Genomic DNA, 25629 nt, shown 5'->3' with positions numbered 1-25629 from the left:
TAAACAAAAGAACGGTAAAATACCATAAAAAAAGGCCGTAACAATGTTACGGCCTTTTTTTATGGTATTTAGAAATACAGTTACTATCTGGAAACCAAAAACTTATAGGTATCACCTGTTTTTGTATAGATCAGATACAATCCATTTTCCAATATGCCTGTATCAATGGATTCCAGTTCTGTAAATGAAAATACCAGCGATCCTTTTGAATCGTATACCGTTCCGCTGATGCTTTCAGAGAAATATAAGGTCTGAAGCGTTACAGGATTCGGGAATAGCATAAAATCCTGTTGAACCGAAGAAAAGTCTATATCTGTTGAAATACAATCGGTTTCCGGCAGCCCGCAGCCACATGTTCCCGGAACTGTTTTGGCAGGGTCGGCAGGACATAAATCTCCGGCTGTTGAAACGTATCCGGCAGGTTTTTCACAGGCTGCACGTGTGTTTTCAGCATCACCTAAACCATCATTATCTGTATCCGCAAACCAGATTGTCGGAATCGTTACCGTAACCGTTGTTGTTCCGGACGTTCCTTTGCAGTTTCCTGAACCGGTAACTTCCACGGTGTATGAACCTGCTGTTGTTGCTGTATAACTTGCCGCAGTACCAACCTGTGTATTGCCGTTTTTCCAGATATAAGAACTACCCGCTGAGGCCGTAAGCAGTACCGAACCACCCTGACAGAATGTTGTTGAACCTGTTGCGGTGATTGTTGCCGCTGGTATACTGGTTACAGCAACCGTAGTTACTGGTGAAACAGCTTTACAACCGCCAGCATTTGTAACTTCTACCGTATACGAACCAGCTGCTGTGGCTGTATAACTTGCCGTAGTACCAACCTGCGTATTCCCGTTTTTCCAGATATAAGAAGTACCCGCTGAGGCTGTAAGTATCACTGAATTTCCCTGGCAGATGTTTGTGGCCCCTGCGGCAGTAATTGCAGCCGCTGGTAGGGCATTTACAATTACCACCAGAGTTGCTCTTGAGCTTTCACATCCGTTTACAGTTTGCGATGCATAATAATTTGTAGTACCAGCAGCCGATGTAGATGGTGTCAGTGCGGTTACCACTGTCCCGCCTGTTGCAGCATCATACCATTTCAGGGCGGTGCCTGCAGCCGTTACCGGTACAGCTGTTGCATTTACGCAATAGGTAACAGGTGTTGTAACGGCAGGTGCAGCGGGTAAAGCGTTTACGGTTACAGCAACAGCCGGAGCAGTTGCTGTCTGGCCGTTTGCCGTAATGGTTACGGTATAACTTCCGGATTGCGTTGCTGTATAAGCTGCAGCGGTAGCTCCCGTAATATCGGCTGCATCTTTTTTCCATTGATAGGTATATCCGGTACCGGTATTTGCATTCAGAATAACGTTGCCGCCTGTACAGAACGTTGTTAAACCTGCCGGTGTAATTACTGGCGTAAGGACAAAGTTGCCTTCAGTCATAGATACCTTATCTATATTCAGACAGATGCTGTTTGCACCTGCATAAAATTTCATCAGCGCGGTTGCATCTGTTACATCTGCTGTATACGTAAAGCTAAATGTCTGTGCAGCTGTTGTAAGATCAATTGTCTGTGAAAAATAGGTTGTATAAGGGCTTGCAAGTTCCTGCAGGTTCACAGACATCTGTCGGGCAGCATCTGCCTTAGCCATAAAGCTTATCTGATAGGTTTTACCTGCAACAACCGGTGTTGTCTGGCTTACCTGCACATGCCATTCAATAGTACCCGGATTTGAAGAAGGACACACACGTAATGAATTGGTGCCGGATAAATTTCCATTGGTTACAACCGACATGGTGCCTGTTGCATTATTATTGTTCTGCAAAGTCCAGCCAGTTGTTCCGCTATCAAATTCGCCATTGTTGATCAATTCTTTTTTAGGATTACCAACGGTGATTGTTATGGCAGTGGAAGTGGTTTTGTTGCCTGAATTATCCGTAGCCACGGCTGTAATTGTGTAAACGCCTTCAGCAACAGTAGCCCAGCTATAAGAATACGGCGCTGTTGTTTTACTTCCCAATAAAGTTGTACCGCTATAAAATTCTACGTTAGAAATCGTACCATCGGCATCGGTTGCCGCAGCAGTTAATGTAACAGTGGCCCCTGCCGCATACGTCGCATTGTTTACCGGAGCAGTAAGGCTTACTACCGGGCTGCTGCCGCTTGAACAGTCTGCAAACGGGAACGGTGCCGGACAGCACGACAGACTTGGCTTCCCCGCCATATAGTTTATCAGCCAGGTCAGTGCCGGACGTGGTGTGCCATTTGCATACATGATACCTGAATCTGTACCGTTTGCGCCGGACGTGCCGTTACCGTTTCTCCAGGTAGTTCCCTGTATGTATCCCCAAAGTGTGATCCCTGCTACGTGCGGGTGCTCCCAGGCTACAGGTATTAAAGAAGAATATACAGACGTTTGTTTCGCTTCATTCGGATCTGCCTGCTGATCAAATTCTGTAATGTGTGTCGGCAATCCGGTTTTAGTCCAGATCTCGTCAATACAGGCTTTAAAGTTTGCTGCCGTCAGATTATCAATGCCATGGCATTGCAAGCCTACCCCATCAATCAGGTTTTTCTTTCCGTCCGTAAGGTTTGGGGCATTCTTTACCGCATTGGCCATTTCCAGATACGGAGCTCTGCAGTTGTTCCAGTTCATCTCAACATTGTATTCGTTGATCAGCAATACCGCATCCGGAAAATATTTACGCGCAAGCTGGAACGGCCAGATCACCCATCCGTACGGGTTGTTCAGATCGTTGGCATTTGCTGGCTCAGCTTTGTAACCGGCTGTAAGTGCTGCCTTCATATTACCAGGCATCGCTGTGTTTACGGGCTCATTCAGCACATCGATCATTTTAAGCCCGCCCATTGGCGCATAGTGTGTAGAACATGCTTTGATATAATTCTGTACAGCCGCTGTGATTGTAGCTGCTGATGCTGTTGACACCCAGCCGGGCGCCTGCTGACCCCATACAAACGCGTGGTATTTGAATAAACCGCCGTTATTTTTTGCCCAGTTGTAAGCCAGATCTGAACCTGTCCAGTTATAGGTACCTTGTGTATTTTCTACAGATCCCCATTTAGAGGAGTTCTCTGAAGTTACCTGGTTCCAGTATGTAGTATAGGTAGAAGGAACACTGTTTGCAATAATGTTTCCGAAATATTTTCCTTTACATTTCCCGATCGGGTTAGTTGTTGATGTAGTAGTTGTTACCGTAACACTTTTAGCCGTTGAAGTTGTGCTGCTGCCGGAGTTATCCGTTGCAACCGCGGTAATACTGTATGTCCCTGCTCCAACATTTGTCCAGCTGTATGTATATGGAGAAGTTGTTACCGTACTTAATAAGGTGCTACCGTTATAGAATTTCACAGCTGAAATTGTTCCATCTGCATCGGTTGCGGTTGCGGTAATGGTAATACTTGCAGGCGCTGTAAAGCTGGTTGCTGTTGGTGCCGTTAATGTTACTACCGGGGCTGCCGCTGCAGTTATATTCAGAAGGGAAAGCATGGTTTGCGCATATCTTGTTCCAAGCAATCTATATCCTGCTGTTGTGAAATGTAAATTATCTGACTGATCGGTACAACCGCTGGAAGAAATGACATGTGCTGTTGGTATGGTATTCGGCAACGCATTTATGGTTGTATTCATACTGGCACAAAGACCGCCCTGTGCCGCATCAACAACCTGTCCGGCTAATAGCGGAACATTCGCTGCGGTAAGGCCAAGATCTGCAAGAAGATTTTTATATACATTATTTACTTTAGTAGCCCAGGCCTGATCACCTGTATTAGACTCTCCCTGATGCAGCAGAATCCCTTTGATCACACCATCTTTCTGTGCAAGTTTTGCCAGTTCAACCAAACGGCCATACGGATTACCACCGTATTGACCGGCAGTTGTTTTAATGTATTGATCTGCGGATGAAAGACTATTCAGATAGGTATTGTAATTTGTTTTATCAAACAGTTCAATTTTACAACCTGCCACAGACACATGTACAATACCAACTTTTATATTCGCCGGTAAATTTTTAACCATTTCACGGCCAAAATAATCCGATGGCCCTATTTTGGTATTACATCGCGCAATAGGCGGCGTTGCTGTCCGCCAGGCATTCTGAGGCTGACCCGTGCAGCTTACTGCCTGCATCACGCGGAAACGGCTGTCAACAGTCTGGTCCTGCGCTTCAATCGGTCCCTGCCCTTCCATATTCGATTGCCCGAAGCAAAGGTAAATATGAAAATTGGGGTCCTGTGAAAAAGCCTGAGGCGTTAACACCCATGTAAAAAAAGCCCAGAAGAATGCGGCAATAAATCTATGCTTCATATGTTTCTATATTTAAACGTGTTTTTAAGCTGAAGGATGAGTTTGTATAATCCATATTCTAAGGTCCAGACACGGATTTACAGAGCTACGAACCCGGGGCAAAATTGTAAACAGTAAAAATTCAGTTATATCTATACTAATTTCAGGATCGAGATACTATATAGCTTATTTGATTCGCCGCCGTGAACAGCCTTAATTTTTTGGTTCTTTTGCTCGGCCGCGGCGCAAAGGCAAAAGAACAGCCAAAAGAACAGCAATAAAAAAGAAACTTTTTCAAAAACTGCTGAATGGTCAAGCGCTCAACCGGGCCTGACAATCTGCATTATAAATCATTCTATAGATTGTGGTGAACTACGGATAGATCTGGCAGTAAGCATTCCCCGTTTAGCATTCCGTTTTAAGCTTTCGGCATATCTCATAAAAAAGCCCTCCGTTTAAAACGAAGGGCTGCCGCAGCTGACTGAATTATGAGTGATTATTATTTTATAAGTGTTATTTTTTTTCTTAAAATGGAATTCCCGTCTCTCACAAGTAATACATAAGTCCCTACACTTAAATTACTCAGATCAACCGTTGCGCCATTTCCTGTAACCATGGCCGATAAGGATACTTCTTTACCCAATACATCAACCACCGTAAAATCAGCCGTTGAAAGATCGGTTTCCGTTTCAATAAACACTTCTCCGGCAGAAGGATTCGGATATACAAAAGCCTGAATGCTATTGGCAGATTGTACAGCAGTAGTAATTTGTTCAGAAGTTATTGTTACCGGTGCTGAAGTTGTTACACCGCCATTTTGATCCGTAACCCGAACCGTTATAGAATGTTCTCCTGCGCCCGGCGTATTCCAGACAAATGTATACGGCGCTGCTGCAGCTGTACCGATCACAGTAGTACCATCCAGAAACTCGACACGTGTAATAGCACCATCTGCGTCTGAAATGTCTGCCGAAATAGTTATTGCACCTTTAATCGTTGCATCAGGCAATGGAGAGGTAATCGTAATAACCGAAGGCTGATTCGTTGCTGACGTTACAATCGTTGCTGCAGATACAGCTTTACAGTCGTTTGCATTCGTAACCTCTACGGTATAAGCACCTGCTGTATTAGCTTCGTATGCTGAAGCTATACTTAACTGAGTTGTACCTCTAAACCATTTATAGGCGAAACCGGTACCCGTGTTTGCATTCAACAATACGCTGCCGCCCGGTAAAATGGCTGTAGAACCGGATGCCGTGATCGTTGCTGCAGGTAAGGTATGTATGGTTACCGCAATTACTGCGCGCGCACTTTCACAGCCGTTTGTTGTCTGTGATACATAATAGTTCCTTGAGCCTGCAGTTCCTGTTTCCGGTATTAGTGCAGCAGCTGATGTACCACCCGTTGCTGCTGTATACCATTTCAATCCGCTTCCTGCTGCCGTTAATACCGCTGCTGTTTCATTCTGACAATATGCAACGGTTGCAGCAACTGCAGGTGCGGCAGGTGCGGTGGTTACTGTTACTGCTGTTGCCGTTGATACTGCTTTGCAGGTAGCGACATTGGTAACTTCAACCGTGTATGAACCGGATTCAGCAGCTGTATATGTTGCAGCCGTACCAACCAGTGTTGCACCTCTTTTCCAGACATAGGAAGTACCTGTGCTGGCTGTAAGCAGTACAGAGCCGCCTGTACAAAATGTTGTCGGTGAACCTGCTGTGATCGTTGCTGCCGGCAGTGCATGTATGGTTACCGCAATTACTGCCCGTGCACTTTCACAGCCGTTTGTTGTCTGTGATACATAATAGTTCCTTGAACCTGCAGTTCCGGTTTCCGGTGTCAGTGCATTTGTTGATGTACCACCCGTTGCTGCTGTATACCATTTCAATCCGGTACCTGTTGCCGTTAATACCGCTGCTGTTTCATTCTGGCAATACGCAACGGTTGCGGCAACTGTAGGTGCGGCAGGTGCTGTATTTACCGTTACTAACGTTGCGGTGGATGTTGCCGCACATGCACCGGATGTAACCGTTACCGTATAGGAACCGGAAGTGGTTGCGGCATATGAAGCGGCAGTTGCTCCGGCGATAACTGTATCATCTTTTTTCCATATATAAGTAAAACCTGTTCCCGCATTTGCATTCAGTGTTACAGAAGTACCGCTGCATACAGTTGTTGCACCTGTTGCTGTAATCGTTGCTGCCGGAGGCGTACAATCCAGCCCTTTCAGAACAATTGTACCCATCAGCGATGGATTGTTCCAGGTATCATCTGCCGTAGCTGTCCAGGCTATTTTTTTATCCCGGGCTGCACCATTATCATCGTCGTTGATCATAACATCAAAACCGTGCAGGCTGTTTGCTGCTGGTACACCGCCGATTGTTACCCATGGAATACGTACTTCCATAATATATCCACCCGTTGTATTGGTGCTCCCTTTAGTAATACCGGCAACGGAATGTCCGTTTATTTCATACGCTGCGGTAGCATCATTCCAGCGGAACGTATACTGATGATCGTTTGCGCCATACGCCATTGGTTTATTGTTCCCAAAATCAAAATAGATTTCAACCCCATCATCGTTGTATACATCTGTACCGGCATCGTTGCGTTTCACGTCGTCTGTTACCTGCACAAGCACATACAAATTCGTTGCATCCCACATCGCTTTCCAGTTACCGGAAAGATCTGCGGCAGAACTTACCGTACCGCTCAATATATTTGTGATCGGAACAGCCGTATAATTGCTCCATGCAGCATCTACTGTGCCGTCAATGGCTGGCGCTGTACCTGTCTGGAAAATGGCTTTGGTTACAAGAACGGTTATCGCAGCGGAAGTACCTGCATGACTGGCAGAAGTAGTGGCTTTTGCCGTGATCTGATATTTTCCTGCGGGTGCATTGGCCCATGTAAATGTATAAGGTGCGGCTGCATCCGTTCCTAATAGTGTAGTACCCTGATAAAATTCTACCTGCGTGATCGTCCCTGTTTTTGGTGTTGCCGTTGCAGTGATTGTTATCGGTTCACCTTCGGCGTAAGAAGCATTTGTTGCCGGAGCTGTAACCGTAACGGCCGGCGAATTAGTATTTACCGGAGGCAGTACATATCCTTTCCATGCGGCAATCCATTTATTATAATCGGTATTGGGAAAAGAATGTACCGCAATATTGGTATTCGCTGTTGTACTATTCCGAAGGAATTTATCTACAAAGGCTGTAACCTCTGCGTTTGATGCACTTGGCAGCGAGCAGTGATCGTGGCCGCCACGGAAAGAAAATCCAAACCGTTCAGGCACGCCAAGCGTTGTCCATACTTCCTGAGCAGCTCTGCTCGACACATAACCCGATTCATCTCCCAGCCATTCAAAAGGCGGATTCCCCAATACTAATAAAGCACGAGGTGCAATCATTGCCATTAATTCATGGTGATCATACGGAAGTTTTACTGCATTGCCATTCTGAAAGTTTGTTTTCAGGCTTTGCATAAACCAGGCATAATTGGTATTGCTTATTTTTTCTACGTTTCCAATCGTCTCGGATACACGCCACGCATTAACACCGCCGCCGCCGGACTCCTGTGCGATTGTTAAGGCAATACGTTCATCGAACGCACCTGCAAACAGCGCCATTTTACCGGCATAGGAACAGCCTGTTACAGCAATCCGTTTTGTATCGGCATTCAGTTGTGCCTGCACAAGTTCAATACCATCAATCAAACGGCTTATGCCCCATGCCCATGCACTGTAATATCCGTTACTGGTAAGGTTGGGATAAAGCTGAAAGAACGGATACGATGGATCTCTGTCCCCTTGTGTATATTTCGCAACCTGATCGTGGTTGAATGGTATTTGTATAACACCATTGAATAAATTTGTCGGAAGCTGTCCGGTGCGGGCATTCATCCCGATCACTACAGGGAAAGGTCCCGTGCCGGTTGGCATAGTAACGTTTGATGTAAGCGTAAGCGTTTTGCCATTTTCAGTAACACGCACAGTAAGTACACCTCCGGTATAAGTAGCCGTTATATTAGCGGGTTTCGGCGGTTTCACACCAATCTCGTATTGTTCAATTTCACGTTTGATCTCATTTCTTCTGCACGACCAGTCAGCAAAGCTAGCAATTCTGCCGCTGCCGTTTGACCAGGCAAAAGGATCCGGCAGCATGGCATAGGAAGGTAACTGAGCCACAGCCGGTAAGGGAGGCGCAGTACAGGATGCACCGGTATTCTCTACTTCATACACCAGCGGTATCTGAGCAAATGAAGTGGCGGCAAACAGATTCAGTATAAACAAAAGGATACTGTTCTTGATTTGTCTTTTTATTTTCATCGTATTCTGCGTTTAGGATTCAAAAATTTTATTCCATACTATTTACCCTATAAAACTGCCTTGTGCGTAAGACAGCATTTTAACGTTCAACTATTTTTGAATAGTTAAGCATACTACAGATCCGTTATACAGCAGTACTGTTCTGGCGAATCCAATAAATACAGGGAATCTTTATATCTACGAACGTAGATTAGAAAAGTGAACAGGGAGAAGAAATGATGAAAATGTAACCGCGCATACTCGCATTGGTTGGTGTTTAGCCCGTCTGAATGTTAGGTAAACATCCAAGCATTACCGGGCGTCACCAACCAATTTCAAAAAGGACAACTTATTATAATTCTCAATTCGCGAATAACGAATAATGATTACAATCGCTGTTGGCGTTTAGAAAAGTTTTATTGGAACAGTGTTGGAACAAAAAAAACAAAGACCTAACTAATAATCAATTAGTTAGGTCTTTCAGTGTGGAGTCGGAGAGATTCGAACTCTCGTCCAGAGAAGGCCACTATCGAATCTTCTACATGCTTAGCCGGATGTTCATTTTCGAGCTGTAGCAGGTCACCGGCACCCAACTATAACCTTAGTTACTTAATTTCGCGAAGCACCCGCAACTTGTACTCCCCTAGTCCTGCTGTTCGACATCTCAGTTCACAGCCCGCAGAACAGAAGCCGTGTGAGATGTGGCCGGGTGCTGTTCTTAACAGCTCCACTCAACGCTCATTATTACAAACTTAGTTCGTAATTAAGCAGCCATGGCGTAAGATTCTTCGCCAATTATTGTTCGGAACTATCTTTTAAGGCTCTCATCCCATGAGCCTGCATGCTTACACACGTAATCACTCAACCTGTCAATTCCTGTCGACCCCATTTCGTGTAAAGGGATACAAATATAACCTTTTTTAAACAGAAGTTCCATTTTAAGTTCTAATAATACAGAAAGCGAATACTAAGGCTCACTGCCACCGTGGTCTGTGGCACACAGACCACCAGCAAATGTTCTGTGTGCCACAGACCATGGTGAGAGGGTATGAATAAACAGCCAATCAGTACCGGGCGTCACCAACCAATTTCTCAGCGTGGTCTGTGTGCCACAGACCACGCTGAGAGGAACAGATAAACCATTTCAATCACATCAATCAATTGATTCAGACCTCCGGGGAGTATAACGTTGCTCTGCTGAAAACCCGTACACAAATATTTCAGCAGATGCGTTTTGAAAACTGCTAAAATAACGGAAGAATGATCCTGAATGTTGTTCCTTTATCGATCTCAGACTCCACGTTAATAAGCCCGCCATGGTTCTCAACAATCTTTTTACAAAGTGCCAGACCGATTCCATTGCCTTTGTAATTTATTTCTGTTTGCGCCATGCGGTAAAAGAAACCGAATATCTTATCTGCATACTTCTGTTCAAACCCGATCCCATTATCTTTAAAAGAAATAACAATATATTTCCGTGAAGGATCAAGCTGTTCAAATGTCCGTACCTGTTTATTTGTAAGCTGTATTGCCTCAATGGATATCAATGGTTTCTGCACGCAGAACTTTAGTGAATTACTCAGCAGATTTGAAAAAAGCTGACTGATCTGATGCGCAATACCGTTGATGTGCGGCAGCTTCCCGACATGAACCACAGCACCCTTTTCTTTTATGATCAGTTCAAAATCAACCAGCAGATAACTGATCGTACTGTTCAGGTCTATATCTGTCATCGCGTTATGGTCATAAGACAAGCGCGAAAAATCCAGAACATTTTTTATCAGCGATGACATCCGCTCGGCTGATGCTGCGATCTTCTGCAGATACGTATCTACATCATCTTTTGCCCGCTTCTGATTTAGCAGCGAAATAAAGACACGGATTTTCCGCAACGGTTCCTGCAGATCATGACTCGCTATATAGGCAAACTGTTCCAGATCGCTGTTGGATTTTATAAGCTGATTATTGATCTGGCTCAGCTTCTGGTTGGCGGCATTGATCTCGGTAATGTCATGCGAAATGATCAATGCGCCGTAAACCATATTGTTATATGCAAGCGGGATAAAATAATTGTCCAGATACTTAGTCTCCGGGCCGCGGTTGATCAGTACACTGTTGTGCAGGCTTTGTCCGGAGAATACGCTCAGAATATTTTCATAATCAAATACGGCCTCAGACTGACTGAACACATCGGTATATTTCTGACCGATCGCCGCTTCACGTCTGATCAGGAAGATATCTTCACAGGCTTTATTTACAGAAGTAATTACCAGATCCTTATTAACAACCGCAATCGAATTTACAGAAGCATCAAAGATGGTTTCAATAAACTCATTCTGCTGGGAAAGATCTTCATTCTTTTTGCGCAATTCAGCGGTACGCTTTACAACCATTTGTTCCAGCTGCAGAGATGCCTCTTTATCTTTAGTAATATCGCGTGTGATACCGATCATACGCCGCTGACTGCCATCTGAATCAAGCAACATCTTACCAATGGTTTTAATCCATTTGATGCTGTTATCGGGCCATACAATACGTATTTCATATTCATACAGTCCTGTAGTTTCCATTTGCTGTCTGGCTGTCTGATATAAATGCATATCTTCCGGATAAATCTGCGCAACAAGATCACTCCATACCAGAGTTGTATCTTTCGGGTACCCGAATATAACGGCAAGCGTGTCTGAATAAGCAATGTGTCTGGTATCCATATCAATGTGCCATGCCGCCATATTAGACGCGTCCAGCGCCAGGCTAAGACGCATCTCACTTTCCTTCAGATCTTTTTTGGTATCGCGTATCTCCGTGATGTCCAGCATCGAGCTCAGCATGCGGTACGGCGTTCCGTGTTCATCCAGCATCAGATAGCCTCTGTCATTGATCAGCTTATAGCTGCCGTCTGCATGCTGATACCTGTATTCAAGTTCCCAGTGTGTTTGGGATGTATTGATATAGGCATTAACGGCCTTATTGATCCGGTCGCGGTCTTCCGGATGAATGTTACTGAGCCAGAATTTACGTGTAAGTTCAAACGTATCTTTTTTATATCCCAGAAGGCGTTCATAATTATCACTCAGCCAGATCGAATTATTCATAAAGTTCCAGTCTACCACCACATCGTTTGTAACGGTTGATACCAGACGAAAACGTTCTTCGCTCGTAGCAAGCTCACGTGTGCGTTCAGCGACACGTGTTTCCAGATTGTAATTAAGTGTCTTCAGATTTTCTTTTGCGGCAAAGAGTTCACCATAACTTTTACGCAGCTGGTCTTCCATCATCTTGCGGTCACTGATATCATTCAGTGTAAGCGCAAGCCCGTCCATCATCTTTACAGCAGACACATCAAACCATTTATCGTTTAAACCCAGCTCGGTTACAAAACTGTTCCCGGTTTCAACCACACGCACCAGATCTTTGTAGATCAGCTCATACAAATGCATGCTTACAGCAGAAAACGGCACGTGCTCTTCCGAAAGATTTTTCCCGAACAGCTCATTGGCAACTGAATTGGAAGTAATGCTGAACAGTTCAGAGATTTCTCCCGACCTGTTTCTGGATGCACTAAGCGCAAGAATAGAACTCTTGCTTGAATCGAATACACCATTGATAATACTGTTCAGCTTCTTAAATCCGCTGATATCAATAAAGCTGATGAGCGCACCGTCAATGATATTGTTCTTGCGGATATAGGAATAGATCCGTACAAGAAGCGTTACACCGTTTTCAAGATTCAGTTCTTTTTCAATGATCTTGTTCTCGAACAGCGCCTGTTTGATATCGCGTTCAAAATTATCGTACCGGAAATTGGTCGTAAGGTGTGTAATGGAACGTGAGACATCACTCTCTATGATATTAATAAGCCCTGCGGCGGCAGGGTTGAATTTCCGGATCAGCATGTCTTTATCAACGATCACCTGGCCGATGTCGCTGCACCGGAAATAATTATTCAGATCGTCGTTGAGATCAAGCAGCTCCTGAATGCGGAGCTGATGTTCGGTATTTAATGTGTGCAGTTCCTCATTCAGAGACTGCAGCTCTTCATTGCTCGATTGCAGCTCTTCATTGGATGAGAGCAGTTCTTCATTGCTGGACTGCAGTTCTTCATTTGTTGTTTCAAGTTCTTCAATAGCTGTCTGCAGATTAAACTTGCTTTCCTTAAGTTCCCGCTTGAGTTTGGTCAGCAGCTCCTTATTCGGACCATCTTCCATGTGCTCATTGTTATCGCCAATATCGAACATGTGCGGGGTTGAATTGAACATTACCAGTGTGTTACCCTGCACTTCTTTATCGGGACGCACACTTATAACCAGGCTGATGAACTGACCGTTCAGTTCATAATGCAGATTATTGAGCAGAACAGTTTCATTGTTCTTCCAGGCTTTGATAAGGGCGGTATTTAACGGAATGGATACCGCATCCGGAAGCATTTTCAGCAGATTGAACTTCAACCCTTCTTCCGGGAATACCAGATATTTTTTATAGTTCCCGATCGTGTCATGAATAATATAATGCCGGTCCAGATAAAAACCAACCACAGCAAAATCTTCCAGAATGGTTTGGTGCACGGCTTCTGAAAGAGCCTTGCTTTCAGCCATCCCGACAGCAGTGGTTTTACCTTTCTTAATATTCGTATGAAAGGCAAACCTGTCTTCATAACGTCCTGGATAAGTGCTCTTGCCTTCCGTGTCTGCTTTGCTGTACAGTTTCCATTTGCGGTCCATCTCCACAAAAGCATCCTTATTGGTAGAAATACTTTCACTCGGCCCCAGGAACAGGTAGCCGTTCTTGTTCAGCCCGAAACTGAACTTCGATAAAATGATCTTCTGCAGCTGGTTATTTACATAGATCAGCATGTTCCGGCAGCTTACCAGGTCGTTCTTAATAAACGGCGGATCGGTAATGAGATTATGCCGGGCAAATACGATCTGTTTGCGGATCTCAGGAATGACTGTATAGACATTATCTCTTTTTGTGAAATACCGGCTCAGGTATTCCAGCGGAATTTCCTTATTAATAAATTCCGGATATTCGGCTTTGGAAGCCTTTTCAATATGGGAAGCATCCAGATCGGTGCCGAAAATCTTTACTTCCAGGTTGCGGTTGCGCTGCTGGATAAGATCATGCAGCAGGATTGCAATGGAGTATACCTCTTCTCCTGTACTGCAGGCACTCACCCAAACTTTTATGGTTTCAAAATCATGTTTTGAATCAATCAGCGGAATCAGCACTTTTTCACGCAGGCTGTCAAATGCCTCTTTATCCCGGAAGAACTTTGTAACACCGATCAGCAGGTCCTTACAAAATATTTTCCCTTCCTGTGTATGCTCTATGATGTAGTGCAGATAATCTTCTACGGTAGATATTTTCAGGAAGGCCAGGCGGCGGGTTAACCTTCGAAGGATTGTCGGCATCTTGTACTGCTGAAAATCACATCCTGTCTGCTTATGCAATACATGCAGCACTTTGTTCAACACTCCCTGGTCGATCTCATTTTCAATAAGGCTCACAACCGGCAGCTCATTGATATAATTAATAATCTCTACGTGCATCTTCGAAGTAGGCAGGATCAGGTCCGCACGCCCGGTTGCAATGCTGCTGCGCGGCATGCCGTCAAACTTAGCCAGCTGCGGGTCCTGCACGATCACAAGCCCTTCGGCATCCTTAATGGCTTCTATCCCGCGGGAACCATCGGTACCGGTGCCAGACAATACAATGGCAATGGCACGGTCGCCGTACTTATCGGCAAGGGAATAAAAGAATGTATCAATAGACGTGTTCGGGCCTTTATCCAGACTGTCCTTTTCATGGATGATCAGCTTGTCTTCACCTACCGTAAGATTTTTGCCCGGCGGAATAACATAGATACAATTCGGCCGGATCTCCATTTCATTCCTGGCCTCGTATATTTTCATGTGCGTGTGGCGCGACAGCAGATCTACCAGCAGACTTTTATAATCCGGTGATAAATGCTGTACAAGAATATACGAAAGCCGGCTGTTTTCAGGCGCGTTGTCAAAAAAATCGTTATACGCTTCCAGACCTCCTGCCGAAGCCCCGATACCAACTATGTAATGTGTATTGTCTGATTTTATATCCATCAATATACTATCGTCTGTTTTGTTCTTTCAACCGCGTTTCAATAAAGATACGCTGCAGCTCTTTTGCAAAATTCATTTCATATTCCTGAAAAGGCTGACTTGTGCTTTTGATCTCTTCCTTCCATATCTCAAAGGAATGCCGCGGATGATAGGTTTTCATATCTTCGTTGAACCGGATCGCTTCGTTCGGATTCCCGCCCCAATCGATACGCTGCAGGATCTCTGCACGGAAACACAATATATATTCACCTTTATCGGGAATGACCGGAAACGCCAGCAAGCCGCTGGCTACGGAAGCTATGGCTGCTGCATCTTCATACGCTTCGGTTAATGCGGCGGTAGCGTATAACGTTGTAAAATTTTTCATCTGCAGCCAGATTACCAGTTCATGAATAGAGGATGCAGACGGACAGGCACCGAATGATTTCACCTTAGATTCACGTATATGCACCAATCCGGTGCAATCCAGCAGCTGCATGATTAAAGCTGCACAATTATCAATGGCATTGATCAGCATCGTCTGTGAATAGAGCTCTTCAATGATCGAATTCATCAGGGCCTGGTTTTCCGTTGTCTTTGTCAGGTTCTGTTCGGTCTCAAGTGCGGAAAGACGCGTAGAAACAACATTTGAAAACATTTCAAATACCGAACACTGATCAAAATTCAGAAATTTCTTTTCACGGTGGTGGCACGCGATCAGTCCCCAGAGTGTATTGTCTTTCAGAATACGTGTCGACATAGAAGATTTCACGTTCATGTTTGTCAGATATTCCAGATGCACTTTGATCACCCCGCGCAGATTACACACACCCAGATCTACAAAACCGCTGCTGGCCGGATTAATTACCGGATACAGCTTCGAAGGCTTATACTCCCTGTCCGGGATAAGCCGGTATGGATTTTTCAGGTAAAGTTCGCGCGCCTGCTTAGGAATATCTGAAGCTGGGAATGTGATCCCCAGGTAAGATTCCATACCGGGCTCCATTGCCTCTGCCAGTACATGCCCGTTCCAGTCTTCATCAAACTTATAAATCATGACCTTATCAAAACCCGAAAATGTTTTCAGCTCTTTTACAGCAATGGAAAGCGATTCGCCCAGTTCCTGGCTCTGCTGAATGGCAGCAGATGCTTCATGGATCTGCTGGTAAACTTCCCGGAAGCCTTTTATATCGGTATCATCCGATGGCTCAAACTCGAAGAGAATATATTCTTCTTTTACATGAATCAAGGTCAGGAAAGATGTCCGCACACCTCCGTAAAATTCAAGCGTACAGGTAAAACGCTTCTGGGCCTTGGATGAAAGCTTTTCCTGAAGCAGCTGAAACGAATCTGCAGTAAGAAGTTCCTTCAGATTTTTATCTATAAATGATTGGTAGGAAATACGGGTGAAAGCTTCTGCATTATCACTTACCTGCAAAACAATAAGTGCAGGATCACACACAAGTAAAAAACCATAATCCTGAATCTGGTTAACAAAACTTATTGGCAGACTTCCGCAGAATTTCGAATCGTAATTTTGTTTGGACATGTATTAGTCGGTATAAATAAAGTAGTTATTCAGGCAACGCTTTCCGGCAAACGGCATCACGTAAATCATATTAACTACAGGCATAATAAAGATACATTATTTTACATTTTTAACCGCTTCAGGATGTGCATTATTATTTAAAAAAATTATACAGCTTCAGACTTTATTTTTCTTCAACGGATACGTATAAAAATGCTGCATGCCTGAATACACAGGCCATGCATGCCTGTAAGTATGGTATATGAAAACCAAACAGCATAATAAAACGGTATGGAAATAAAAAAATTATTGACTTAAAATAATAATAATGAATACGTGCTTAACGTCAGGGAAAATTCCGGTATAAAAACATGAATACATACTGTCAGGAATCTCTGAGAATTAGTATTTATTGATCGCGTAAAAGCACTTTCATTAAATAACGTTACATGCTTAAAAATATAACGATATTTACCTGAGAGATAAATTCTTTAGATAATACTATTTTTAAAAAAAATGATATATAGTTTAAATATAAATACAGGATCTGTTTAAAATACGGTGGCATACACAGGAGACTTATAGAGGTTGCATACGCATTCCGGATCGCCTTGGCATAAGACATTTACCAACAGCATGTTTAGTAACTCTGCCTGTTGAAACATAAAAAACGGCAGCTTTACCTAAGCTTCATAAGCAGTTGAGCCATGGTTATCCCACCTTTATCCCACCTTTCTCTCACCTCTTGCTCATCGGTAACTCATATAAACAGATTAAAGAAAGCTGAAAATAAAATTCCCTGTCAGGGATATCTGTTTCCTCTTCCCTGGTTCTGAATCTTTTTTTACGCATACAGCAGAAATTAACATATAATACATACTGAAAATGAATACATTATATCAAAAACCCAAAGAGTTATAACCGCTCGTGTGTAAAACTTTTCCACTCATATTCTATACTTTTAGTAAATTGCTGTATGGATAATTTCATTGTTTCAGCACGTAAATACAGACCGGCAACGTTTGACAGCGTTGTAGGGCAAAGTCATATTACTACGACTCTGAAGAATGCTATTAAAAACAATCACCTTGCTCAGGCATTTTTATTCTGCGGTCCCAGAGGGGTTGGTAAAACCACTAATGCGCGTATTCTGGCCAAAACCATCAACTGTACAAACATTACAGCAGATATTGAAGCCTGCGACGAATGCGAATCGTGCAAGAGTTTTAACAACAATGCCTCGTTCAATATTCAGGAATTAGATGCTGCATCCAACAACTCGGTAGATGATATCCGGAACCTTGTTGAACAGGTGCGCTATCCGCCGCAATACGGAAAATATAAAATCTATATCATAGATGAGGTCCATATGCTCTCTACGGCTGCGTTCAACGCATTCCTGAAGACGCTTGAGGAGCCTCCTGCGTATGCCATTTTCATCTTAGCTACTACGGAAAAACATAAGATCATTCCAACAATTTTATCGCGTTGCCAGATCTTCGATTTCAACCGTATTCAGATAAAAGATATTGCCGAACACCTGGCTGGCATTGCTGTAAAAGAAAATATCAAAGCTGAAAAGGAAGCCTTACACCTGATCGCTCAGAAAGCGGACGGCGCATTGCGTGACGCACTTTCCATGTTTGATCTCATCGTAACATTCTCTTCGGACAATACCATTACCTATAAATGTGCGATTGATAACCTGCATATTTTAGATTACGATTATTACTTCAAGCTTACCGACATGCTGAATACACAGGATGTTGCCAACAGCTTACTTACTTTTGACGAGATCCTGCGCCAGGGTTTTGATGGACACAATTTTATCATTGGCCTGAGCGAACATTTACGCAACCTGATGGTATGCAAAGACAAAGCAACGATTGCCTTGCTGGAAGTTTCGGAAGAAGTTAAGAAACGTTATGAGCAACAGTCATCTGCTGTAAGTATCAGCTTTTTAATGTCCGGCCTGAACATCGGCAACCAGTGTGACCTGCATTACAAAGGAAGCAAAAACCAACGTCTGCACGTTGAACTGGCGCTGATGAAAATGGCCTTCATCAATCAGGCAATTTCCGCTCCTGACCTGCTGGAAGACCTAAAAAAAAAAGTAAATTAAAACAGGACGCTGCTGCTGCAAACGGCGGCGTTTCAGAACAGCCTGCAGGCAAACCTTTCGTATTAGGTGATAAGGCAGGTACGTCTCCTTCCACAAGCGGCTTCCGCATTCCCAAACTACAGGATCTAAAAGAGAGCGCTGCCAGGCCCGCAGCAGAAACAGCGGCGGCAACCATTGCGCTTACACCTGCTTCCGAAGAAACCGCCGGTGTACAGCAAACGTTTACCCTCGCACAGCTTACTCAGGTATGGAATGCCTATGCAGAAAAGCTGAAAGGAAAAGGCATGATCCATCATCATATCGTATTAACGAGCACCGCTATTGACCTGCAGCCCGACTTCAGCATACAGATAACCGTTGGCAATGAAGTGCAGATGGATCAGCTGGAAGAGATTAAAGTAGAATTCCTGGCACATTTACGTCAGTCGTTAAAAAATACAGCGATCCGCATACACGCAAAGATCGGGTATGTAGCACCGAAGGAAAAGAAATTCTTCACCGATGATGACAAGCTTAAGTTCCTGATGGAACACTACCCGGTTGTGGCAGAACTCAGAAAAAAACTGGGACTTGAAATAAACTATTGATTTCAGCGTTTTACAAATACGTTTTGGCAGTTTTTGATATGCCTGCCAGATCTGCAAGTTTAAAATAAAAAATAACACGCATCAACTATTAATAACGTTACGTAATGTTAGCCTGTATTGAACCTGACAGATTTGAATGTACTGTCTTTTCATTCCAATCAATTACTAAATACGAATATTTACGTCTCTCATTTTAATGAAAAGAAAATTCACCATACTCGCCGTAGCACTTGTAATCGTAGCGGCACAATTTATAACCTATCACACCAGTGCTGAATCTGCGCTTTCCAAACGTGTCATCCGCGATTTAATCATCAACAACAACTACCCTTCTGACACCATTCTTTTAAGACCCTTAATTTCTGTTTCAGGAGACAAGAGCATTAAACCATACCCGCTGCAGCTTTCTTCCAAAGAAAATTTTCCTTTGCTCAAAAAGAAACTTGCTCCGGGTATTGTTCTGGATGCAGCAGATCGAACATCAAATTCCACTGCGATCAAATCAGGATTATCCATTGTAGCTCTTGAAGAACACACATTCTCTGTTACAGTAAATACAAACTATTCTTACCAAAGTGAATTTTATTATAATGAGGACAACTATGTATGGATATTGTTTTCCTGGTTTAAACTGTAACAACCCATTCATGTCCGCTTTCTAAAAACAATACGCATTTTCGCTGTTGTTTGTGTTCCTGTCAGATTAACGTTCAACTAATGAGCAAAAGAAAACACAGGTCACCACAACATACACACGTATAAAACATATAGTATTCAACGTATGAAACATTTTATTCTCAGTATCGGATTAAGCATCGGTTGCTTTTCAGCGGCTCTTTCTCAAACAGCTTTTGAAACAAAAACAGCGACCGACTCCAAAGGGCGCAACTATGAATACGTAACCAATGATCCGCTTAAGGCCCGTATCTACACCCTTTCAAACGGATTGAAAGTATATCTGTCCGATTACAAAGATGCTCCCCGCATCCAGACATACGTAGCCGTACGCACCGGCAGCAAGAACGATCCCGCAACGGCAACCGGGCTCGCGCATTACCTGGAACACATCTTGTTTAAAGGTACATCAAAGATCGGTACATCAGACTGGCCGAAAGAACAAATTGAACTGGATAAAATAGAGGCATTGTATGAAGTGTACCGAAATACGGCAGATGCTAAAAAACGTACGGCCATCTACCATCAGATCGACAGCATCTCTGTTGTAGCAGCAGGGTATGCGATCGCAAATGAATACGACAAGATGCTGAGCCAGATCGGCGCGCAGGGCACCAATGCCTATACCTTTGTAGAACAGACCGTATATGTAAACGACATTCCATCCAACCAGATCCAGAAATGGGCAGAGATCGAAGCAGAACGGTTCAGCATGGTTGTTCCGCGCTTGTTCCACACAGAGCTGGAAGCAGTTTACGAAGAAAAGAACAAAGGCCTGGATAATGATGGCAGAAAAGTCTTTGAAACTACCATGGCTTCGCTGTTTAAAAAAGATGCATACGGCACACAGACAACCATCGGTACGGTAGAACATTTAAAAAACCCGTCAATCACAGAAATTAAAAAATACTTCAATACGTATTATGTAGCCAATAACATGGCGATCTGCATGAGCGGCGACCTGAATTACGATTCCACGATTACCCTGCTGGAAAAACAGTTTTCAAAATTACTCAAAAAAGATGTACCCGTGTTAGCGGCGCCGGTTGAAGAGGCCATTAAAATACCGTTGCAGGCAACTGTTGTCGGGCCAACAGCAGAAAGCGTATCGCTTGCTTACCGCCTGGATGTTGCCATACCAAAAGACCCGGCATTCAGAAGCAAATTAAAAATGATCCAGATGCTGCTAACAAATGGTCAGGCTGGCTTAATCGATCTGAATATCAATCAGGCGCAGAAAGCAATGGGGGCCTACTCCTACGATCTGCCGCTGAAAGATTACAGCATCTTAATGCTTGGCGGAAAACCGCTGGAAGGCCAGACACTGGAAGCCGTAGAAGCATTACTGTTACAGCAGATCACGAATTTAAAGACAGGCAATTTTAAAGACTGGCTCATCCCGGCTGTTGTAAACGATTACAAAACAAGTACCATGACGCAGTTTGAAAGTAACAAAGCACGTGCCGATGCGTTTGTAGATGCGTTTGTATGGGGCATCAGCTGGAAAGATTACATCAATGAAATCAATATCCTGCAAAGCATCACCAAACAGCAGGTACAGGATTTTGCAACCGCATACTTTCAGAATAATTATGTAACGGTATTCAAACGCAAAGGCGTTGACTCTACGATACAGAAGGTACCAAAGCCGATCATTTCTTCCGTGCCGGTAAACAGAGACAGCCAGTCTGACTTCTACAAAGAAGTTTTCAAAACGCCGTCTCCGGTGATCAAACCCGTATACCTGGATTATGCAAAAGAACTCACGGCTTCAATCATCGGTGTATTCCCTGCTTTGTATAAACAGAATAAAGAAAACGCATTATTTACGCAGCAATACAAATGGGATTTAGGCAAAATGCCGGACCCGCAGAACAGCTTAATGCTCTCCTACCTGAATTACCTGGGCACGGATAAATATACGGCAGAGCAGCTGCAGGAAGAGTTCTATAAACTTGGCTGTAATTACTCCTTCCGCATAGCAGGCAGTGAATTAATTCTTACACTTTCCGGCATACAGGATAATTATGTAAAAGCATTAACCTTACTTGAATCGTTTGTTCAGCGCATGAAAGGCAACAATGAAGCGCTGGCACAAATCAAATCAAACATCTTAAAAAGCCGGGCAGACAACAAAACCAATAAAGATGTTATTCTGCGTTCGGCAATGGCAGGCTATGTTAAGTACGATGGTATCAATCCATTTACCAATATCATTCCGGAAGATCGCTTAAAAGTAATTACATCCGAAGAATTGATCGCGGCATTTAAACAACTGTACAATTCAAAACATGAAATTGTTTATTATGGCCCGGCATCTTTTGCTGCACTATCTAAATCCATTACAAAGCTGCATAAATCAAAAGGTGAATCGCTGATGCGCATTCAGACAGCTTATTCGTTCAGTAAACCGGCAGCAAACAAAGTGTACTGGGTAAACTACGATATGGTGCAGGCTGAAGTATTATTACTTTCCCGCTCCGTTGATTTTAATAAAGAACTGATTCCGGCCATTCAGCTATACAACGAATATTTTGGCGGCAGCATGGGCAGTCTGGTATTTCAGGAAATGCGTGAATCAAGAGCGCTGGCTTATTCCGTTAAATCTACGTTTGACCTGCCGTATTATCCTTCCGATCCCTTCTATTCTACGTCATACATCGGTACGCAGGCAGACAAGATTCAGGAAGCGTTGAGTGGCATGGTTGAACTGATTGATAACATGCCGAAATCTGATCTCCTGTTTGAGAACTCTAAAATCTCTATTTTAGAAACCATTGCAACGCAGCGTGTAACCAAACTGGGTGTATTGAATGATTATGAGCGCAACAAACGCATGGGTTATACAACAGATATCCGCAAAGCAATTTTCGATTCCATATCTGTCATGACGTTCAATGATATCCATACGTTCCAGCAGACATACATAAACAAGCAGCCGCGCATCATTCTGATCATCGGTTCAAAAGATAAAATTGATTTTAACAGCTTATCTGAATACGGAGAAGTAAAAGAGCTGACACTGGAAGAGATCTTTGGATATTAGAGAGGCGGAAAGCTTAATGCGTAAAGCAGAAGGCGGAAGGCTTAAGGCGGAAGGCGAAAGGCGGAAGGCGAAAGGCTTAAGGCGAAAGGCGAAAGGCGTAAAGCGTAAAGCTATTTAATTTAAAACTATAAGTAGGTTAATAAAAAAGCGATCGTCAGTAATTTGACAATCGCTTTTGCTTTAAACTCTACGCGTTCTGCATTAGGCCTTTTAGCTTTAGGCTTTAGGCTTTAGGCCTTAAGCCTTCTGCATTAGGCTTTTCGCTTTAGGCTTTAGGCTTTAGGCGTTAAGCTTTAAGCCTTAAGCCTTATTCCTCCTTATACGCCACATCCTCATTATGCGCCACTTTCTGAACATCGTTCTCCAGCCATACCAAAAACAATTTATACGCAATAGAAAATAATACCGCTCCTAAGAACATTCCGATAAAACCGCCTGCTATGAACCCTCCTACAACGCCAATAAAAATAATCGGCATAGGTACAGGCGCACCTTTACTTAGTAAAATCGGCTTCATTAAATGCTCAAATATATAAATCAGCACCATCCACGCGGCCAGCAATGATGCTGTAACAGGGCTGCCTGTGTAGAACATATAAATAACAATCGGCACAGCCAGCGGAACAATGCCTAACTGCACAATAGAAAGCAATAAGCACACAACTGTCCACACACCAGCCAGCGGAACACCGGCCACAAAAAAACCAAACGCCGCCAGTACAGATTCCAGGAAAGCAACGCCGATAATGCCTTTAGTAACATTCTGTATCGTACGCTCCGTAATATGAGAAAACTCTTCGCCGTTTTTACCGGCAATACGGATAAATATTTTTTCTGCCAGCCCTGCTGACTGTTTTGCATGAGCTAGAAACAAGCCAGCAATAATAACCGATGCCAGGAAATGCACCAGGCCAAGCCCTAAACCACCGATAAAACCAAGCACACCAATGCCTACGGCTTCAATTTGTGTGGCATGTTCTTTAAATACCACAGAAGAATTATTCGTTAAGTTTTTAAGAAATTCATATAAGGTATCCTGGATAAGCGGCAAGCCTCTCAGATTTTCAATCATACCCGTAACTGCTGCCCTGTTTTCCGGAGAAATAAAGTGGGTAAATTCCCGGATCAATGAATGGATCAATAAATAAGATGGTACAATAAAAACGATCAAGGCAACACATGTAATTAAAACAGCCCCCCATTTATCAGACAGGTTAAATCTGTTTCGCAGCAGTGTCAATATAGGTGACGCCGCAACGGCCAGAATAATTCCGCCTAATAAGATGGATACAAACGGCATCATGATGATGTAACAAAAAAACATTAAGCCAAAGAATAAAACTAATCGAATAGCAGTCTCCAGTGAATTTTTGACATTCGGCGCACCCTGCGCACCTTGGTTGTTCATAGTAAAATATATTAAGCGTGTTTAGTAAAAATTAAACTTACCATGCAAGTTCATAAATAACTTTCATAGATTTTTACATAAAAAACAGTATTTGTAGTATAAAACACAACAAACTATCTTAAAACAATTAAAAACTTCATTTTATACCATTCATTATCAACAAATAACAGGAAAGACGGAATAAGCATTGAATTTTTACGCGTTAATACGTAATATTGAAGGATTATACCTAGTTTATTTAATTCACTACAATATATTCTTACATAAAAATGAGCGGAAAAATTAAAGTAGCTAACCCGGTTGTTGAACTGGATGGCGATGAAATGACACGAATTATCTGGAAATTTATTAAAGATAAATTGATCCTTCCTTACCTGGATTTAGATATCAAGTATTATGACTTGGGTATGGAAAACCGCGATGCTACAAACGATCAGGTTACAATTGATTCTGCAGAAGCAATTAAAAAATACAGCGTTGGTATCAAGTGTGCTACTATTACACCGGATGAACAACGTGTTGAAGAATTTAAACTTAAACAAATGTGGAAGTCTCCAAACGGTACCATCCGTAACATCTTAGATGGTACTGTTTTCCGTGAGCCGATCGTTTGTACAAACGTACCACGCTTAGTTCCTAACTGGACTGCTCCTATTGTTGTTGGCCGTCACGCATTTGGTGATCAGTACAAAGCAACGGATTTCGTTGTACCGGGCAAAGGTAAATTAACCATCAAATTTGAAGGTGAAGACGGAAAAGTAATTGAGCACGAAGTGTATCAGTTCAAAGGTCCGGGTGTTGCAATGGGCATGTACAATACAGAAGAGTCAATCAGAGGTTTTGCGTATTCTTGTTTCAACATGGCCTTAAGCAAAAAATGGCCCTTATACTTATCTACTAAAAACACCATTTTAAAGAAATACGATGGTCGCTTCAAAGATATTTTTGAAGAGATCTACCAGAAAGATTACAAATCCAAGTTTGAAGCTGCGGGTATTGTTTACGAACACCGTTTGATTGATGACATGGTTGCTTCTGCATTAAAGTGGAACGGTAACTTTGTCTGGGCTTGTAAAAACTATGACGGAGACGTTCAATCAGATACGGTTGCTCAAGGTTTCGGTTCATTAGGTTTAATGACATCAGTATTGGTTACGCCAGACGGTTCTACAATGGAAGCAGAAGCGGCACACGGTACAGTAACGCGTCACTACAGAGATCACCAGGCAGGTAAACCAACGTCTACAAACCCGATCGCGTCTATCTTCGCATGGACAAGAGGTTTGGAATTCCGCGGTAAAAAAGATGGTAACCAGGAATTGGTTAACTTCTGCCAGACACTTGAAAAAGTTTGCGTTGCAACCGTTGAAAGTGGTAAAATGACAAAAGATTTAGCTGTTTGTATCCATGGCAACAAAGTGAAACATGGCGAACACTATTTATATACAGAAGAATTTTTAGCTGCAATTGATGACAATTTGAAAATTGCATTAAAGAAGTAATGCTGTCTAAAACTTATACACATAAAACCTCGCTTTCATCGGCGGGGTTTTATTTTTTATACCTTATGCTG

10 protein-coding genes and 1 other RNA gene are annotated in these 25629 nt (G+C 43.2%); 5 read left to right on the top strand and 6 right to left on the bottom strand.

The features are described 5' to 3' along the window. Nucleotides 1-83 precede the first annotated feature (83 nt). The 5 genes from CHU_RS19145 to CHU_RS06010 form a co-directional block, all read right to left on the bottom strand. Nucleotides 84-4328, bottom strand: a complete 4245-nt coding sequence (locus CHU_RS19145; protein ID WP_011584626.1) for an endo-1,4-beta-xylanase — start codon at nt 4326-4328, stop codon at nt 84-86. A gap of 478 nt (nt 4329-4806) precedes the next feature. Further along, nucleotides 4807-8634 (bottom strand): sugar-binding protein, encoded by a 3828-nt coding sequence (locus CHU_RS19530; RefSeq protein ID WP_011584625.1) that lies wholly within the window; start codon nt 8632-8634, stop codon nt 4807-4809. Nucleotides 8635-9096: 462 nt separating this feature from the next. Continuing rightward, nucleotides 9097-9500: a transfer-messenger RNA gene (ssrA, locus tag CHU_RS19135) on the bottom strand. Between the two features lie 357 nt (nt 9501-9857). Continuing rightward, entirely contained in the window at nt 9858-14711 is a 4854-nt protein-coding gene (locus CHU_RS06015) for a chemotaxis protein CheB (RefSeq protein ID WP_049755478.1), read from the bottom strand. A 7-nt stretch (nt 14712-14718) separates the two neighbouring features. Continuing rightward, a complete protein-coding gene (locus CHU_RS06010) occupies nt 14719-16239 on the bottom strand; it encodes a GAF domain-containing protein (RefSeq protein WP_011584623.1) in 1521 nt (506 codons plus the stop codon). Nucleotides 16240-17194: 955 nt separating this feature from the next. On the opposite strand from CHU_RS06010, the gene CHU_RS06000 reads away from it, so the two are divergent. The 4 genes from CHU_RS06000 to CHU_RS05980 all read left to right on the top strand — a co-directional run bounded on the left by CHU_RS06000 (nt 17195) and on the right by CHU_RS05980 (nt 22648). Then, the gene (locus tag CHU_RS06000; RefSeq protein WP_011584621.1) at nt 17195-18340 is read left to right on the top strand and encodes a DNA polymerase III subunit gamma/tau; all 1146 of its coding nucleotides are present in this window, start codon (nt 17195-17197) and stop codon (nt 18338-18340) included. 284 nt (nt 18341-18624) lie between these two features. Then, nucleotides 18625-18927, top strand: a complete 303-nt coding sequence (locus tag CHU_RS05990) for a hypothetical protein (protein ID WP_011584620.1) — start codon at nt 18625-18627, stop codon at nt 18925-18927. Nucleotides 18928-19123: 196 nt separating this feature from the next. Further along, the gene (locus CHU_RS05985) at nt 19124-19564 is read left to right on the top strand and encodes a hypothetical protein (protein ID WP_011584619.1); all 441 of its coding nucleotides are present in this window, start codon (nt 19124-19126) and stop codon (nt 19562-19564) included. 144 nt (nt 19565-19708) lie between these two features. Then, nucleotides 19709-22648: a M16 family metallopeptidase gene (locus tag CHU_RS05980; protein ID WP_011584618.1), complete on the top strand. Its 2940-nt coding sequence runs from the start codon at nt 19709-19711 to the stop codon at nt 22646-22648. A 307-nt stretch (nt 22649-22955) separates the two neighbouring features. Here CHU_RS05980 and CHU_RS05975 read toward each other — a convergent pair whose 3' ends face one another. Then, nucleotides 22956-24056 (bottom strand): AI-2E family transporter, encoded by a 1101-nt coding sequence (locus tag CHU_RS05975; protein WP_011584617.1) that lies wholly within the window; start codon nt 24054-24056, stop codon nt 22956-22958. A 269-nt stretch (nt 24057-24325) separates the two neighbouring features. On the opposite strand from CHU_RS05975, the gene CHU_RS05970 reads away from it, so the two are divergent. Continuing rightward, nucleotides 24326-25558 (top strand): NADP-dependent isocitrate dehydrogenase, encoded by a 1233-nt coding sequence (locus CHU_RS05970; RefSeq protein ID WP_011584616.1) that lies wholly within the window; start codon nt 24326-24328, stop codon nt 25556-25558. The last annotated feature ends 71 nt before the right edge of the window (nt 25559-25629 follow it).

The organism is Cytophaga hutchinsonii ATCC 33406 (genome assembly GCF_000014145.1).
Taxonomy (GTDB): Bacteria; Bacteroidota; Bacteroidia; order Cytophagales; family Cytophagaceae; genus Cytophaga; species Cytophaga hutchinsonii.
This window is presented reverse-complemented; position numbering and strand designations above follow the sequence as displayed.

Excerpts from the sequence above, each read along its gene's own strand:
- CHU_RS19145 (WP_011584626.1), bottom strand. The coding sequence starts at position 4,328 with ATGAAGCATAGATTTATTGCCGCATTCTTCTGGGCTTTTTTTACATGG.
- CHU_RS19530 (WP_011584625.1), bottom strand. The coding sequence starts at position 8,634 with ATGAAAATAAAAAGACAAATCAAGAACAGTATCCTTTTGTTTATACTG.
- CHU_RS06015 (WP_049755478.1), bottom strand. The coding sequence starts at position 14,711 with ATGGATATAAAATCAGACAATACACATTACATAGTTGGTATCGGGGCT.
- CHU_RS05975 (WP_011584617.1), bottom strand. The coding sequence starts at position 24,056 with ATGAACAACCAAGGTGCGCAGGGTGCGCCGAATGTCAAAAATTCACTG.
- CHU_RS05985 (WP_011584619.1), top strand. The coding sequence starts at position 19,124 with ATGAAAAGAAAATTCACCATACTCGCCGTAGCACTTGTAATCGTAGCG.
- CHU_RS06010 (WP_011584623.1), bottom strand. The coding sequence starts at position 16,239 with ATGTCCAAACAAAATTACGATTCGAAATTCTGCGGAAGTCTGCCAATA.
- CHU_RS05990 (WP_011584620.1), top strand. The coding sequence starts at position 18,625 with ATGATCCATCATCATATCGTATTAACGAGCACCGCTATTGACCTGCAG.
- CHU_RS05970 (WP_011584616.1), top strand. The coding sequence starts at position 24,326 with ATGAGCGGAAAAATTAAAGTAGCTAACCCGGTTGTTGAACTGGATGGC.
- CHU_RS05980 (WP_011584618.1), top strand. The coding sequence starts at position 19,709 with ATGAAACATTTTATTCTCAGTATCGGATTAAGCATCGGTTGCTTTTCA.
- CHU_RS06000 (WP_011584621.1), top strand. The coding sequence starts at position 17,195 with ATGGATAATTTCATTGTTTCAGCACGTAAATACAGACCGGCAACGTTT.